Source organism: Martelella sp. AD-3 (assembly GCF_001578105.1).
Taxonomy (GTDB): domain Bacteria; phylum Pseudomonadota; class Alphaproteobacteria; order Rhizobiales; family Rhizobiaceae; genus Martelella.
The window spans coordinates 3,850,004-3,868,248 of the sequence record NZ_CP014275.1; the positions used below are offsets into that span (position 1 = coordinate 3,850,004).

At 60.9% G+C, this 18,245-nt stretch carries 2 protein-coding genes; one reads left to right on the forward strand and one right to left on the reverse strand.

Going from position 1 to position 18,245, the window contains the following annotated elements; all coding sequences use genetic code 11:
- Positions 1-312 precede the first annotated feature (312 nt).
- A complete protein-coding gene (locus AZF01_RS17795; RefSeq protein WP_061449807.1) occupies positions 313-5,472 on the forward strand; it encodes an autotransporter domain-containing protein in 5,160 nt (1,719 codons plus the stop codon).
- Positions 5,473-5,613: 141 nt separating this feature from the next.
- On the opposite strand, the gene AZF01_RS17800 is transcribed toward AZF01_RS17795, so the two are convergent.
- Positions 5,614-17,646: an autotransporter-associated beta strand repeat-containing protein gene (locus AZF01_RS17800; protein ID WP_082781107.1), complete on the reverse strand. Its 12,033-nt coding sequence runs from the start codon at positions 17,644-17,646 to the stop codon at positions 5,614-5,616.
- Positions 17,647-18,245 lie beyond the last annotated feature (599 nt).

Below are 18,245 nucleotides of genomic sequence, written 5' to 3' on the forward strand. Positions count from 1 at the left end.
AGATCGATCTAGCGCCATTTCAGACGCCCCGGAGTGATCCGGGGCGTTTTTGTTTGTAGCCGCACAATTCCCGGATGCATTTCGGCATGCATATTGATATATAAAATATAAATTTCTAATTTATTATTTTATAAAATATGTATAATCTAATTTATAAAATAGTAAATTTTGATTTATTCAAGTAATAAATTGTGTTTATTTATTTATATAAGAGTTTGTTAACCATTTTATACGATTTTAACCATGAAAGGCGACGGGAAGTTGACTTCTAAACCCGTCAGATCTGCCTTGAATTGGAGAGGATCGGAAGAAATGTCCCATGCAATCGAATCGACAGAAACGAAAACCGCTCGACCGACGCCCAAAAAGAACGCGCGCGCTTTTGCCCGTTTCCTGTCGGGCACGGCATTCACGACGCTGCTTCTGGCGAGCGGGGCGGCGCTTTACTGCGGCATGCCGCAACAGGCATCCGCACTGGATCTCTACTGGAATGCGCCCGGGACCTCGGTGGCAGTGATTGGTGACGGCTCGCCCATCGTCGCCCTCGACGGCACATGGTCGGTCGGCGGAAACCTGTACTGGACGAACGCCGGCAACACCCAGGCTGGCGTGACATGGTCCAACGCCCCGGGCACCAATGCCTATTTCATCGGCACGGCCGCGGATCACCCAGTGATCGACGTCGTCGGCGACATCAATTTCGACACGATCTATCTCGGCGCGCCGAACGGCAACGGGGGCAATTCGAACTTCTACGTCATTCAGGGCACCGGCGCCTTCCACATGGCCCCGGCCACGGGCAACCACGCAACCATCGTCGGCATGGTCCAGAACAGTCAAAGCATTGCCGTTCCGATCCACAACAGTCAGGACGGCAGCGTGACCGACCTCTACATCGAGAGTAACGATGGCACACAGGGCGGAGGCCTGATCACATTCGTCACGAACATGGAATATACCGGCAACACCCACATCAAGAGCGGCGCCCTCTCGCTGGGCGGCCTGGATGCCTCGGGTTACACGGCACCCTACTACGATGCCTCGGTCAATGGCGACATCATCGTCTCCGACGCCGGCGCGCTGGTCCTCTATTCGGCAACACAGGATCAGACCGTCAGCAATCGCATTTACACCGAGACCACCAGCGACACCAATGCGCGACTTGATATCCGCAACGGCAACTCCACCCACAAGCTGATCCTGACCAGCAGCAATCCCGACTATGTCGGCAACACGAATATCTCCGGTATTCTTTCCGGCACGGGCAGCCTCGGAGGCGCGGTGGAACTCATCTACAGCGGCTCCCTCTACAACCGTCAGGGCAGCACGCTCACGCTCGGCACATCGGTTAAGTTCACGAGGAACCCGACGGGGGGAATAACGGCCGATCTGGAAGAGGCCACAGCCGGCCAGCCCCTGTTCGTCACCAGCGGCGCGCTCGATGTCTCCCTGGCCACGCTCACGGCCAACGTTCAGGGCAGTGCCTCCGTCTACAATATCTTCCAGTATGGCGGCGCACTCAACCAGGTGCCCGGAACGATCTTCAAAACCACGACATTCAGCGGCATAGCACCCGGAACAAACTACCGGCTCGACGTTGTAGAACCCGGTCATGGCGCCTTTCAAACCCCGGGAATGATTCGGCTTCTCGTTTACGATAACAACGACGAAATTGCACAATACTGGAATGGCGGCGCGCCGGCGCCCTATGATGGCGGCCTTGTCGGCGGGACAGGCACCTGGGTCGAGGGCCTGGGCAACTGGACTGATCAAAGCGGAACGAAAGCTGCGGCCTGGGCCCGTTCTGTCGGCATTTTCGATGGCACGGGCGGCACCGTTGCGGCGAGCGGAACGCTGGCCTTCGACCGGCTCGAATTTGCCGTGGACAAGTACAGTATCGAAGGCGGCGCCGGCAACGCGCTCTCGCTCTCGCCCTATTCCGCCGGAAGCGGCCAGATCGCCGTCACCAATGGCGGCCAGACCGCGACGATCGCCGTCGATATCGGCAACGGCAACAATTACAGCGCTTCCGGCCCAGGCGCCGTGGTCAGCACGCTGGAAAAGACCGGCGCCGGCACGCTCGTCTTCACCGGCACCAAATCCTATACCGGGCTGACGACGGTGTCGGCCGGCACGCTGCGCCTCGGCAATGGCGGCCAGACCGGCGGCCTGACCGGCGGCGCCACGGTCGCTTCATCCGCCCATTTCGGCGGCGCCGGCAGCGTCGGCGGCGATGTCGCGATCAATATGGGCGCGACGCTTTTCGGCGACCAGAACGGCATTCTCGCCATTGCCGGCGATCTCGCCTTCCAGACGGGAACCACGCTCCAGGTCGGCCTGAACGGGCCCTCGACCACGCCGATCTTCACCTCGAACACGCTGACGCTCGGCGGCACCGGCGCGACGACCATCAACGTCGATGCCGCGGGCGCTCCCGGCGGGCTTTATGCCCTGATCAATTCGGCCACCGCGCCTTCGGCCTCGAACCCGCCCAGCCAGTTCGTGCTGGGCAGCAATATCCCGGCCGGCAGCTCCGTGACCTACACACCGGTCGGCCATGTCTACCTGAACCTGGCGGGCGGCGGCCCCTCCGGCCCGGATTTCGTCTACTGGGACGGCGTGACCACCAGCGGCACGAACCCCATCTCCGGCGGGAACGGCAACTGGAACACGTTTGACGCGGCCAATACCAACTGGGGCGATGCCGACCCGCCGACGGCACACAGCGACTGGAAACAGGGCGACATCGCGATCTTCACGGGCAATGCCGGCACGGTCACCGTTCAGACGCAGAACGGCGCTAACCCGGTCGAAGCCGGCGGCCTTCAATTCGCCCAGACAGGCTACGCGATTTCCGGCGATACGCTGACGCTCGTTTCCGCCAATGCCGACAATCTGGCGGAAATCGCGGTCGGCCCCGGCGCAACAACGACGGCGACGATCAATTCCGTCCTCGACGGCACCGCCGGCATCAACAAGACCGGCGCGGGCGAGCTCGTTCTTGCGGGCGACAACCTCTATTCGGGCGGAACCCGCCTGACGGGCGGCGTTCTGACGGTTTCGAAGGATGCCAATCTCGGCGCGTCCTCTGCAGGCGTCGCTTTTGCCGGCGGCACGCTGAAGGCGGCGGCCGGATTTTCCACCGGCAGGGCGATGACCATCGACAAGCACGGCGGCACGATCGAGGTCGCAAACGGCGGCGACGTCCTGACCGCCACCGGCGTCATTTCCGACGAACCCGGCAATGGCGGCGGCGTTCTGGAAAAAACGGGCGCGGGAACCCTCGCGCTCACCGGCACCAATACCTATTCCGGCGGCACGGCCATCCGCCAGGGCACGGTCTCCATCGGCAAGGACCAGAACCTCGGCGCGGCGACCGGCGGCGTGCTGCTCGACGGCGGCCGGCTCTCGACCGCATCGAGCTTTTCCACGGCACGCACATTCCAGCTCACCGGCAATGGCGGCACGATCGATATTGCCGCCGGCGCCGACACACTGACCGCAACCGGCCGTTTCGTCGACGCCACCGGCCAGACCGGCAGCCTGACCAAAACCGGCAGCGGCACGCTGGTGATGACCGATGACAACACCTATACCGGCAAGACCGCCGTTGAAGGCGGCACGCTGCAACTGGGCGAAGGCGGAGCAACCGGCTCGCTTGTCGGCGACATCGCAATCAGCTCAAATGCCATTGTCGACGTCATGCGCTCCGCCAATTGGGTGTTTGGCGGACAACTCTCCGGCGCCGGCCGTTTCAACCAGCTGGGCACGGGCACAACCACGCTGACGGCCGACAGCTCGTCATTCTCCGGCACCACGGCGGTCACCAATGGCGACCTCTCGGTCTCCGGCAAGCTCGGAGGGGAAACGACCGTCAGCGGAACCGGTCTCCTGAGCGGCACCGGCCTGCTTGATCGCGTCGCGGTCATAAAGGGCGGCAAGATCACGGCCGGCACGACCGACAGCATCGACACGCTGTCGATGAATACGCTGAGCTTCGCGCCGGGGTCTGGACTTTACGCCAATGTGGTCTCGAAAAACACCGCCGACGGCGTTGAAGCGAAGGCCGACCTGCTCGACGCCAGCGGCGCGGTCGCCATCTCGGGCGGCCAGGTCACCGTGGCAGCCGAAGGCGGCTCGGTCATCGACGGCACCACGGTGACGATCGTCTCTTCGCACGACAGCGTCAACCGCAGCGACGCCGACGGGGACGGCACGGCGGGCTTCGATCCGGATGTCGCCTCAACTTCGGCCTATGTCGGCGCGGACATCGGCTATACCGCCAAAACCGTCTTCCTGACGTTGAAGGACCTGACCAATAACGGAACCACGCTCTGCATTCCCGGGCTGACCGCCAACCAGTGCAACACGGCGGGCGGCATCAACTCCCTCGGACCGAATGATCCCCTGGTCAAGATCATCAAGGGTCTGCCCAAGGATCAGCTCGGACCATCGCTCGACCAGCTTTCCGGCGAGGGCTATTCCTCGATTGACTCGGCAATGGTCGATGACAGCCGCTATGTGCGCGATGCCACCAATACCCGGCTTCGCCAGACCTACCGGGATCCGCAAAAACCCGCCCCGTCGATGGCGAGCAATTATGCCGCTGTTGACGGCACGGGCCAGACACTGGCTGAAGACGCACCCGGCACCGGCGCCTGGATGACAGCCTACGGCTCGTGGAACGATTACAAGGCCACCGGCGATACGGCCGAAATGAAGAACAATGTCGGCGGCGTCTTCATCGGCGCGGACATCCCGGTCTTCGACACAATGCGCTTCGGCGCGGTCGCCGGTTACGGCAGCAGCAGCTATGATATCAGCAGCCGCGGCACCTCGGCGACCAGCAATGACTGGACCTTCGGCCTTTACGGCGGCGGGGCAGTCGACAACTGGGGCATCAATTTCGGCACGGCCTATACCTGGCACGAAGTCTCGGCCGATCGTCAGGTCACCATTCCGGGACTCAGCGAGCGGGAGAGCGCGGACTACGGCGCCGGAACCTACCAGGTCTACGGCGATGTCGACTACATGTTCGAACTCGCCTCGAACTTCGATGCCGGCCCCTTCGCCGATGCCGCCTATGTCTACCAGCAGACCGACGGCTTCACCGAAACCGGTGGCATGGCGGCGCTCACCCGCAACGGCTCCAACATGAGTACCGGCTTCACAACGCTCGGCGTGCGCACCAGCTATGAATTGGAGAGCGAGAGCTTCGCCGGGCAGGTCGTGGCATCGGCCGGGTGGCGACGCGGCTACGGCGATCTCGCCGGCGTCGGCGCGCTGGCCTTTGCCGGCGGCACCTCGTTCGACATCACGGGCGCGCCGATTGCCAAAAACCAGGCAGTCCTGAATGTCGGGTTGCAGACCTCGCTCAATGAAAGCCTGGACGTCGAGGTCAACTATATCGGCCTGTTCGCGTCCGACTATCAGAGCCAGAACGTGGTCGGACGCCTCAATCTGCGCTTCTGATCACGCTCGGTCACAGTGATGACCAGACAGCAAAAAGGCCCTTCCCGATTTGGGGAGGGGCCATTTCAGTCTGAGGAACTTCAGTAAGATGCCGGGCCTTGCGCCCGGCATCTTGGTTTCGCTTTGCCCGGTCACTCCGGATCAGAACCTGATATTGAGCCTCGCTGTGACGTTCTGGCTGCGGTTGCCGCCGGCGAACTGGCCGGTATAGTTGACCCCGACGCTCACCGTGTCGGAGAACTCGGTATCCCAGCCGACGCTCAGAACCGCCTGGTCCTCGGCAAGCGGCGTGCCCGTCACGCCGAAGGGATCAGATCCGGCGAAGGTGAACGCCGCCGTCGGATCAAGATCGCCGAAGCCGTGACGCCAGCCGGCAGATGCCGACAGCCGGTTCTGGTAGCCGCCGAGGTCAAACGCCCAGGCGCCCCGCAGGCCCACCGTCGTGAACCCGGTGTTCATCGTCTGGCTCTGATAGGAAAGCGCGGCAATCCCGCCCGTTTCCGTAAACGCGTCCGAATGCTGGTTGATATAGGCCGCATCAACATAGGGCTCCAGCGTGAAGCTGTCGGTCACGTCAAAGCCGTAGCCGAGACCGCCATAGACCTGGAACGTGCCCGCGTCATAACTGCCCGACAGATGGTCGGTGAAGGTCGAGGCATAGACGCTGCGGTTGGTCGAGACGCTGTGCCAGGTATAGGCCGTGCCGAAATCGACCCCGAAGCCGCCCCATTCGCCGCCGCCGTAAAGGCCGAACGTATAGTCGTCGCTCGTGCCCTTGGCATTGTGCGCATCGACCTTGTAGGTCGACTGGCCGAAGCCGGCGACCGCGCCGAAGCGCATGGAGCCGAAGGCCGCCGCATCCGCGCCGAGGAAGAAGCCCCCGACCGAATCCGTCATCTTCGCCGCAACGCCGCTGCCCTCCATGCTCGACCACGCGCCGTAGCCCGCGGCCCAGACCCCGATGCCGCCATTGTCCTCCTCGAAGGCGCCGAAAGGCGTGGCGACCGGGCTCGGTTCGGCCGCGTAATTGCTCACCGCCGAAATCCCAGCGCCCGTCGAAACCCCGCCGAGCGACCCGCGAACCTGCTCGCCGGTCGCATTGCGTAGATACCGGCTGCCCGCAACCATCGCCGCATCGCTCGACGCATAGACATCGCCCGAAAGCTGGGGAAGAACCTCCTCCGCCTCGTCAACACGGATACTTCTCAAGGCTCGGAACGCTTCATGCCCGGAAAGCGAACGGATCGAAGAAACAACCCCGCATGTCTCGCCAGGAAGCGCGGCGCACAATTCTTCCGTCGTGTTCGGCCTGATGTTGAAGAGAAGATCGTTCTGGTGCTGCGCGTCCGTCTCGAAGCTGTAGATATACGAAATGCTCGCGGTCGGCGCACTGATCTGATCGCTGTAGACGGACCCCGGTCCGCCCGCGATGACCGTGTAGCTTGCCTGCCTCGTCACGTCTCCGATAAAGTTGACGTCCCCTTTCACCGTGCCGGTAATGGTCGCGGCGCCCGAGACATTGAGCAGGCTGGCGCTTCCGGCCCCTGTATTGTCAACCGTGATTTCGAAACTACCGCCTTCGACAATATCCAGGCTCTCGGCGCTGACTGTCGTAACAGCCATCGTGCCCGCATTGTCATATGCACCGAACCGTATCTCTCCTCCGTCCCCGACCCGGACCATGCCGAAGGATCCCATGCCTTCCAAGACCGCCTTCTGCCCCACATTGATCGTGCCGAGAAGCTGGGCTGAAGACTCCGAACCCGGCAGGCCCGTAACGTTCAGGGTCATGTTCGCAGCCAGATTCGTTGTTCCGGTGAATGTGTTGGCCGCCGTCAGTTGCAGGCTCCCCGGAACATTGACGTTGAATGTTCCGGCCCCTTCGAGAGTCCCGTGGAATGCGGATGGACCGCTCGCGTTCCAGTTCCAGGTGGCCGCCTGCTCGACAATGATATCGCCCGGCACGGCGCCGGCCTGTTGCGTCGACAGCGCGCCCTCCAGAACGTGCGTGCCGCCGTTATAGGTGTTGATGGCATCAAGGACGAGTTCTCCCGGTCCGTCTTTCACCAGGCCGGCAGACCCGGTCATCGGCAATTCGACGGTTGCGGAGATATTGGCATCGGCGGGCGTCTCGCCAACGGTAATGCTGATATTGGCCCGAGAGGTTGTGAACGTCAGTTCGTCGCTTCCGCCGAGAGCCTTGATGACATAGCCGTCGACGAGGAAGGTCATCCCGCCGATCTCGACCTCCGCGCCACCGGAACTGTCGACCTGAACATCCTGCGCATCGCCCTGGAAGATCGCCGTCGCGCCCGCAGTCCAGGGGCTCAGGTTCTCGCCATTCTGATCCGACCAGTTGGTGCCTGAATCGGCTGTCCAGGTCCCCACTCCGCCGAAATCGGCGGCGCTGTCCTGAACCGGGTGCCAATAGGCGGTTACGCCTTCCTCGGCCGTCAGGTAGACGCCATGATTGAAGTCGACGATCTTGAAATTCCCCGAAGAGGGAACAAGCTTTGTCGGATCGCTGCCAGCGGGCTTCGACGTGTAGGAAATCAGGAGGTATTCGCCCTTCTGGATGTCCTCTGCCACTCCGGTGGTGGAATGTACGTCGACAATGCCGCTTACCACATCAAGCGATCCGGTAATAAACAGCGGTATAGTGGTGTTGGGCGCGTTGGGGTTGAGGGTAACATCGAGGGTCGAGCCGGCCTGCAAGGTCAAGCTGTCGCCAACCGTAAAGGGCCCGGTCTGAACCGTACCTTTCAGCGTGCCGCCCTGTTGCACCGTCACAGCGCCGGCCAACGCGCCGGTACCGGTCAGCGTGCCGCCATCCATAACGGTTGTGTTGCCCGAAAACCTGACACTCGAGCTGTCGACCTCGGCCGTTCCTGCGATGATGTTGAAAGCGCCCGGCGTTGCCGAACTTCCCCCGGCACTGGAGATCACATTTGCCATTGTGAAGGTGACCGTGCCCACGGCATCCACGGCAAGAACAGCGCCGTTGGCGATGCTGATCTGCCCGGCAACGGCGCCATTGTCACCGAAGATGAGCGTGCCTTCCTGGATCGCCGTCCCGCCGTCATAGGTGTTCCGGGCGGTAAATTTCAGATCGCCCGCGCCTGTCTTGATCAGGCCCGCAGTCCCGCCCAGCGGCACCGCGAGGGTCGCCGAACCGGCAGCCTGATCCACGTTGACGGTCACGGCGGCGCCGACGAGTTCCAACGTGTCCTGAGGCGTCGCTCCGGTCAGGACATAGGGCCCTGCCTGGAAATTGAGCCCCGCAACCTGGATCTGTCCATCCGTGCGGCTGTCGATCGTGACATTGCCGCCTCTTCCTTTGAAAATCGCCGTTACGCCGCTGTTGTCCCAGCCGCCGAAATTCACGGCCGACGCATTGTCCGGAACATTGGTCCAGTCGGTCCCGCCGCTTGCCGTCCAGTTGCCGTCTCCGCCGTAGCTGGCCCCCGACCCGCTCATGGTCGGGTTCCAATAGTCGCCGAGGCTGGCCGTGCCGGAGGTCACGTGCAGAAAGACGCCCTGCATGTTGTTGTCGTTGACATAAGTGATCTCGTAGGTCGACTTGCTGCCCGGCGCAAGCGTCAGGATGTTATGAGGGCCGCCATAGGGCGTGAGTGGATCTATCAGGAGGTAGTAGCCCTGCCCGAGCGTTTGGCCGCCGACGGTGTTCACGTCCACCTCGACCGTACCGCTTGAGGGCAGTGAAAGAGAGGCGGAGGCAAAAAGCGGTGTGTTTGCGCCTGCCGCCCTGGGGTCGAGATAGACGCGGAGTATCGAATCCGTATCCATGGCAAGAGGGCTCGCAATTCTGAGCGAGTATGGGTTCTGGCTGCTCAGATTCTGCTCGTTTTCAAGCACGCCTTGCCCCATGACGGTCACCTGACCGACAATGTTCCCTGCACCGGCGAGCGTGCCGCCGGATTGCACAGTGACAGGACCGCCCAAAACCGTCGGCTCACCGAAGACCCCGCCCCCATACTCAAGGACAAGCACGCCGCCCGAAATCGTAATGGTCTCGGTAAACTGTGACGCGCTGACATCCTTGAACACCGTTGTGCCCGAGATGTGAGTGATAGCGCCCTGGGTGCCAACCAGTCTGAAGTTGTCCATATAGAGTGGCGTAACCCGCTCGGCTACGTGGTTGAAGACCATGGCCGACTGGGTGGAATTGAAGGAGATGCTGCCTTGTCCGGTGCCAACGATGATCTCGCCCGTCATAGCGGCGACATCCGTCGCGGCGGCGCCGAAATTGAGGACCGCGACTTCGCTGGCGCTGAGGGGCTGGAGGGCGGCGAGCGATATGCTCTCATCAATCTTCAGCCGACCCCCCATCGTCAGCGTGACTGCGCCATCCGGCTGGCCGCTGCCGCCCTTGCCCTCGCCGATCAAAAGCGTCTCGCCGGCAAGCTCGCCGGTTACGGCAAGCGTGGCGCCGCCGAAGACGGAGAGGTCGCCGCCGAACGAGCCGCCCTCACCGGAGAAGGTGAGGCTGCCGGCGCCGGAAACGTTGAAATCGCCCGCACCGACAAGCGCATTATTCATCGCCGTCGTCCCCGTAACTTCGACCAGAAGCGCCGTGGTATCGGCGGTTGTCACGTTGATCAGGCCCTGGAGTGAACCGTTCAGCCCCTTGGAACTATCGCCGAGCTGGAGCGTGCCCCCGTTGATTACCGTATCGCCCGAGTAAGTGTTGTCGGCCGTCAGGATCAGCCTACCCTTACCGTCCTTAATCATGCCGTCCGTACCCTTCAGAACGACGCCGATCGAGGCCCATCCGTCATTCGCAGCGGTCGCATCCTCGACGTTGATGGAAGGAGCGGTCGGATTCTGGCCGGGATTCTGGTTGGGCGTGAGCAGCGTCACCGCGTCGGTCGTGGCCGAGGTCGTGTAGGTCAGTTCATAGCCCGATGTGTTGAACAGCATACCGGTTACGACAATAGGCTCGGACTGGCCGTTCGGGACCGTGTTGATTTTGACCGTGCCGCTCGCGCCCTCGAAGATCGCCCTGTTGGGCGATTTCCAGTCGAAGGATTTCTGGAAGGTCGAGTCCAGCCAGTTTGTCTGAGCATAGCTGACGAACCAGTCTCCGTCGCCGCCCACGATCTGCCCGGTCGGCTGCAAGGTGGTCCCGTTCCAGTAAAGGTCCGTGTAGGTCGGCACGTCATAGACTTCCAGCACAACGCTCTTTTGGCCCGGATAGGTGATCTGGAACCGCCCCGTCTGCGTGCCGCCGAACAGAACCGTGACGTTCTGCGGGGCGAACGTGCTGTTTTTGAGATCGTCGGTGGTAAAGAGGGTGTAGAAGCCGTAGTCGCCGGTGACGCTGATCTCGAGCGCGCCGCCTGCCGTCATATCCTTGGCGACGGCGACGAGATCGTTCTCGGGACCGCCCAGCGCCGGATTGTTCTCGGTGCCGGCCTTGCCGAGCTCGAAGACGCTGACCGCGGTGTTGTCGAGATAAAGACCGCCGAGAATGGTCAGCGTGCCGTAATTGGCTGCGGGCGAGGCGTTGACGGAGAGGTCTCCCGGCGAGAGCGTTGCCGATTTCGGCGTGCCGGCGGCCTCGCCGATCGTGACCATATTGCTCTGGCTGCCCAGATGGCCGAAGCCTGAAAGGACGCCGCCGGTGACGTTGAAATTGCCGGCAAGCGCGCTCTTCACATTGAAGGTGCCGCCGCTGATATCGACGTCGCCTGTATAGGCCGAGCCATCGCCCGAAAACGAGGTGAAGCCCTCCAGCACGCTGATCGTCTGTGCGTCGCCTTCTGAGTCGACATTCAGTGTCAGACCGAAATCGTAACCGTCGGCCTGCGTGGCGGAGTGATTGAAGACAAGGGTGGAAGTGCCGCCGCCGAAGACGAGTTGCTGGGCGACCAGACTGCCGGGAGCAGCCAAGGGCGGCTGCGTTCCGGCGGGGCTGCCGATGTTCAGCGTGCCCATGCCCTGCTGGCCGGACGAGAGCCCGCCGATGCGGATTTCCTCCGCCGCATTCAAGACCGCACTGTCCTGCACGGAAACGCTGACGGCGGTCGCGCTCGTGTTCGAACCGTTGCCAATCAGGATCGATCCCGCCTTGGCTTCCACAAGGCCCTGGTTCTTTGCGACAAGGGCGACCTGCGTCTTGTCGGCATAGCCCATCCGGATATCGCCGCCCGCAGCGCTCAATGTACCCGTGATGCTGGCATTCACGATCGCCCCTTCGACATTGCCGAAATCGACATCGTCATCGCCTGAGGCGATCAAATGGCCATCGATGGTCACAGTGGATCCCTGAGAGTTGATCAGCGTGTCATTGCGGTCGCCGATATCGATCTCTCCGGTAATTGTCATCGATGTTTGCAGATTGAGACCTGCGGGAGCCGAATCGCCCGGAGCCAGCGGGTCGGTTCCTCCGACGACAAGGCTTGCGCCGTTCAGCACCGCGCCACCGCCTGCAACTTGCAGCGTCCCTCTGAGAACTTGGATGTCTCCCTCGAAACCGCTGCTGTCAGATCGGAAATCGACCGGGCTGTTAAAAGGGACACCAATGCTGACCTGATAAATGCCAACACCTGTCATGGTTACATTGTCACTGTAGGAGGATAGAACGTAGATACGAAGGGTCCCCTCGCTTCCGATATCCACATCTTGCTGAAGGCTGGCCTGAAACTTGTCGTCGCCGATTTGCAGGATTCCCTCTTCAATCACCCAGTTTCCGCCGAATTTGTAGGGAGCGACCGCCAGCAGGCCCGGGCCGACCTTGTGAATCTCGCCCGTCCCCTCGAAGGCGAGGTTGTTGGTGACATACAAGCCCTGGGCAACGCTCATGCTGATCGTGCCGTTGACGGTGAACACATCGTCATTGCCGCCGACAATATCATAATTCACCGTGTTGAACTGCATGCCGCCGAGCGCGATCGGCTCATACTGGCCTGGACTGGTCTGGGTATTGACCGTGACCGTGCCCGGGGCCGTCCCCTCGAAGATCGCCGTGCGACCGTCGGTCCAGGGATGTCTTGTGGTGGCGTCCTGGCCGGTCCAGCTTTGATCGCCGTTGAAAGACTCGGGCAGCCATGTGCCCGAACCGCCGACGATGGTGCCATCGCCGGGATTGGGGTTGCCGCCGTCCCAGTAGAGCCCCGGGCCGCTGGGCGTGTTGAGGATTGTCAGGAAGATCGTATCCGTCGTGGTCGTCCGGCAACTCGGGTCGATCGGGCAGATGCGATACTGATCCCGCTGCAGAACCTCGGTCGTATCGAATTTCACGCTCAGACTGGTGCCGAAATTCCCCGTGTAGCTCCCGTTATACTGGAACAGCGTGTAGTCGCCATATTGATCGCTATAGATGGTGACATCAAAACCGCTGCCGCCGAGATCGAGAATGTTGTTGACGACGACGAGGTCGTTGCTGGCAGGCGCGTTTGGCGCATTGACGAGGCTGAACCCGAACACGCTGGTGGCATTGGCCGTCAGCGTCAGATTGCCATTGATCGTCAGGATACCGTAACTGTTCGCGCCGAGCGATGCATCGCCGGGCGAAAGCCGCCCCGCCGTATTGCTGTTGCCGATTGTAACCGGGCCGCCGATCGTGGCATTGTCGCCGGCAAGCGTACCGCCGAAGACATTGACCGTCCCGCCGAGATCCTGCCTGAGGTTGAAGATGCCGCTCTGCACGGTCGTCGTGCCGCCATAGCCGCTGTCGTTGACATCAAAGTCAACGCGGCCGGGCCCGGTGATGTTGAACGGGCCGGTCAGGCCGTCGATGTTGTTGCTGAACGACACGCCCGTTCCGGACTGCGCATAGACAGCCAGCGTGCCGCCGCCGGAAATGGCGCCGGAGACCGTGCCGTTGCCGAGCAGGCCGCCGAGCTGCAACGTACCCTGGCTGATCGTGGTCCCGCCCTGGTAGCTGTTGGTTGCCGAAAGGATCAGCGTGCCCGATCCGGTCTTGGCGAAGCCCGTGGGCGTGCCCTGAAGCGGTACGGCGACGGTCGCGGTTCCGCCGTTCACATTGATCGAAACGGGCGCACCCCGAACGCTGGCAAGCGTCAGGATTCCCGATCCGTTCTGGCGCAGGACATAGCCGTCGCGCAGGAAGTTCATGCCGGCGACATTGAGGTTTCCGTCGACCGTCACCGTGCCGGATTGTGACCCGGAGAAAATGGCAAAAGCGGTGCTGTTGTTCACCCAGGCGGTTTCCGAGGCGATGGCGCCGGAGGCATTCGCCCAGTTCCTGTTGGAGCTGTTCCAGAGGCCGGAACCGCCGATCAGGGTGTTCACGTTCGTGCCCGCGCCGTCCCAATACTGGCTGATCGTGCCATCGGCCCCCGGTACAATGAGCCTGACCTGATTGGAAGTCAGATAGTCGATACTGGAGCCGCTGGGCACATTGCTGGCAGAGGAGAACTGGCCGCTGACGCCGTTCGTGTAGTTGTAGAGCACATAGACGCCGGACCCCGAAAGCGCGCCGGCGTTCAGGATGCTGCCGCCCAGGGAAAGAGCCCCGGCGACATTGACGACCCCGGTGGCGTTCTGGAACACGTTGCGGGATCCGCCGGCGAGGGTAAGGTTTCCGCGGACATTGAACGGATTGGAAACCATGAGCGTCGCGTTCGGCTGCACCGAGACGAGGCTTCCGCTTTGGCCCACATTGCCGTTCAGACCCACTGCCAGGGTACCGTTCACGATATTGAGGCCGCCGCCATAGGTGCTGGAGCCGGAGACCGTCAAAATGCCCGTCGAATAGAAACTCGTTGTCGTTGACAGGTTTGCATTGGTGTTGCCGGACATCGTCACGCTGCCGGTGCGAATGTTGAAGGCGCCCTGAAGCCCGGTAATGTTGTTGATGAAATTGATCGAGGAGCCGGCATAGAGCTCAAGCGTCCCGCCGCCGGAGATCGCCCCGGCGACAGAGCCCGGTTGCGAATTGCTCGAGGTCCCGAGTTGCAGCGTGCCCGCCACGATCGTCGTCGTGCCGCTGATTGCGGAATTGGATCTGGTCAGCACCAGCGTGCCGTCACCCGTCTTGCGCAGGCTCGTTGCATTCAACACGAGGTCGATCGTCGCAGTCGAACCGCCGAAAACGTCGATCCTGGGCTCGGTCTCGCCGCGGGTGCTGTCCGGCGTGAGCTGGATCGCATTGCCCGTCAGCGTATATCCGCCGACATCAAAGAACATCCCGGCCACCGAAATATTGGTGGCGGCGACATTGACCGTGCCGCCGGTCGTCGCAAAATGCGCGGTCTTTCCGTTCTGCCAGGGGCTGGGCGACGTGCCCTGCTGGCTGACCCAGTTCCTGTTCGAGTTGTTGATATCCCATGTCCCGTTGCCGCCGGAACCGTTGGCCACACCCGTCGGGTTCGGGCTGGAGGCGGTGCCGCCGTTCCAGTAGTAGTCCTGGTCGGTCAGTTTGGCCTGCACGATCAACACGCCCGTATTGGTGTTGTTGTAGTGAAGGCTCCATTCGTACTGATCGTCTTCAAGGTATGTCTGGCTTTTCACGTCAAATACACTGACGCCGTCGGAGAAGTTCTCTCCTGAATCATAGGACTGATAGGTGATGAGCGTGTAGGCCGTGCCGTCGGTTCCGTTGTAGTAGACCAGAAGCTTGCCGCCCGCGGTTAACATGCCCAGCACATTCACCGTATCATGGCTGCCGGCATTAACGTCGAAAATCATCGTGGCGTTGCCGGCAGACAGCAACTCGGCGCCGAAGGTCAGGCTGCCGATGGCGCCCGCCCCGCTCTGATGAAGCTGCAACTGGTTAACCGACGGCGAGCCGAAATCGCCCGGCGAGAGGGTGCCGTTTGCCTGGATCTCGACAGAGCCGAGCGTGCCCGTGCCCGACAATATGGCGGAAGGGTTGACCGCGAGATCGCCGCCGAGCGTGCCGTTCGCCATGTTCAGCACGGCCCCCTGATGCACGGCGGCCGAGCCGCCGAAACTGGAGCTTACGCCGGTCAGATTGATGACGCCGGTCCCATTGGTTGGCGCCGTGAAATTGACCTGACCCAGAAACAGGTTGACCGGATTGCCGAAATCCACCTCGGACGCGGTAAAGACATTGAGTATTGCCGATTGCGCGCCGCCGATCGTGCCCGCGATCCTGCCATTGCCCCAGGTCGCGTCGCCGAGCGTCAGCGTGCTGTTGTTCTGGACCTGCGTGCCGCCGGCATAGCTATTGCTTTCATTGGTCAGGACCAGTTCGCCGCCGCCATCGACGACCAGCCGCGTGTTGCCGGGATTGCCCAGAAGCGGAACATCGATCACATTCCTGCCGCTGACATCGATCACAGCATCGCCCGCCCCAAGCGAAGCAAGGGTGATGGCACTGCCGTTCGATGACGTCAGCACGTAATTCCCGGTCCTGAACTCCATGCCGTCGACGCTGACATTGCTTGAGACCGTCACCGTGCCGCTATTGCCGCCGAAAGTCGCCGTCTCGTTCGCAGTCCAGGTTCCGGTCGAAGGGCTCGGTCCGTCATTGACCCAGTTCGTGTTGCCGGCATTCCAGACACCGTTGCCGCCGGCGCCGCCGGAAACGGCCGGATTGGAGCCCGTTCCCCCGTTCCAGAAGGTAAACGGCCCGGCCGGCTGGCCATAAACGATAATCGTCAGGTCATTGCCATCGCCGCCGTTGTAGGAGATCAGGTACTCACTGGGAGAAAGCGCCTGACCACCCTTTGTCTTGAAGTCATTCACAACGATGTTGTTCTGACTGAACTGCAGGTCGGAGGTGCCGACCTGGAGACTTATCAGCGTATAGGTTGTATTATAATCACCCGCAAACCTGACATTCAGCTTATGGTCCGAGCTGTCAGACTTGATGTTCGAACCCGAAGACACCCCACCGAGAAGCACCAGTTGGTCATTGTTCGAGCCGCCTCCGATCTCGAATGCAAATGTCGTCGTCCCAGAGACTCGCAGCACGCTATTCCCTGAACCACCATGCACCGTCAGCGTACCGTAATGTGGCCCCGAACCTCCGGATCTTGGATCCCCGGGAGCGAGACTGTTCGGACCGGATGGTGCGAGATACAGGGCAACAGATCCAGAAGCCCCAGAGTATATTTGACCAACCCCGGTAATATTACCGGATTGAGAATTAACATTACCAACGCTTCCCGTTATATTTACCGTAGCACCATTTAATATACCTAAACCTGTATTTTGAGAACTTCCCGAAATTGTTGTGAACCCTGAATTTGCCAGAAATACGGAACCCGATGTATCCCCACCTATATTTTTTGAAAAAACAACATTTTTTTGTACAGTATCAGTATGATTAAATTGAATAGTCAAAATTTGACCGTTAACATTGACACCATACAAGTCTGCTCCAACAGTTCCCCCTGTTGTTCCTTCATAATAGATCGTACCTGACATGTATATTGTCTGGCCGCCGTTCAGACTTCCGCCGTCCCTGAGCCTCACAATACCATTGTTTATTAACGATGACCCTCCGGTCAGGTTGAAAACTCCGCCGTTCTTCACCACAACCTGACCGTTGTCAGTAATAAGTCTGGAGGCCGTCGCTGAAGAGCCAGGGCCATCGATGGTGAACTCAGCAATATAGGCGTTGGGAACAGCAGTAACTCTAAGTTCCGCCATGTTGGCCGTGGAAGAGCTATCGACCAACGCCCCCCCTGAAATCGTAACCCCGGAACTGATGACAACATCGTTAAAGTTGCCTCGTCCCCCGGACGTCAAATGGAGGTAGCCAGTCCCCCCGTTGGAGGCGGCAAATCCCACATAGGTCAGGGCACCATTGCCAACGGTAAACTGTGCCGGCCCCTGGATGGTCAGCGTCATGTTGCCGCCGCCGGACGAACCCGGCGAGCCGATATTGAGGTTGCCATTCGTGGTCGTGATCTGGGAATTGCCGCTGACGAGAACCGTGTAGCTCTGGCCGCCATAGGTAAACGTGCCGTCCAGGTTCAGCGTACAATTGCCGACATTGTTATATGTCAGGCTGCCGCCGCTGACGGAGGATGCGCAATCCGCGGCCCAGACCTGGCTGGCGTCGGACAGATAAACGCCCGAGGCCGCGAACATCACCGCGCCCGAAAAGGCCGTGCCGGCCAGATAGCGCCGGAGGCGACGCCGCGCCGATCCGCTCTTGGCGGCGGCAATGTTCTGCTGCGAAACACTGTGATGAATGCGGTGTGTACCAAACATTTTGATCCCCCTGGGCAGCCCCGGCAGGCAAAAGGCTGCCGCAGAGCAAAAAGCACGAAACCGACCAATACAGTCGCCCCCCTGAGCAGGAGAATAAAACCTGTCTTTTCCGCAATCAATCCAAATGTAAATAAATAATTAACATTATTTAATCCAAATTATTACGTGTAATTTACGGATGAGGATCTAATATATACATGTATTAATTCTTCATAACTGGCATTTACTTGTTCATAGATAACCAACCTGCACAGGGCGATGAGCCCCGCGGACCGGACGCATCTCCGCCCATCAAAGGGAAACAGTCACGCCAACGCCGCAACCATCTGATCTTGCTGCAAGCCGCTACTCGTCCCTGATCGGTTCGACCGGGACTGACGCATCCTGGCCGGGCCGTCGCGACGACAGGGGTATTTCGCAGTCAGACGAAGACATCTCGCTGCGCAATGTGTCAGAACAAATGAAAAGAGCGGACAGGCATTTCCATCAAAGACGGCCCGCTCCGGGACAACCGCCAAGCCCGTGACGCGCCCGCACAGGCGGCGCATGCGCCGCTTCATTGCGCCGCGCGGAAAGATACGGCGACGCCGGAAGCGGCG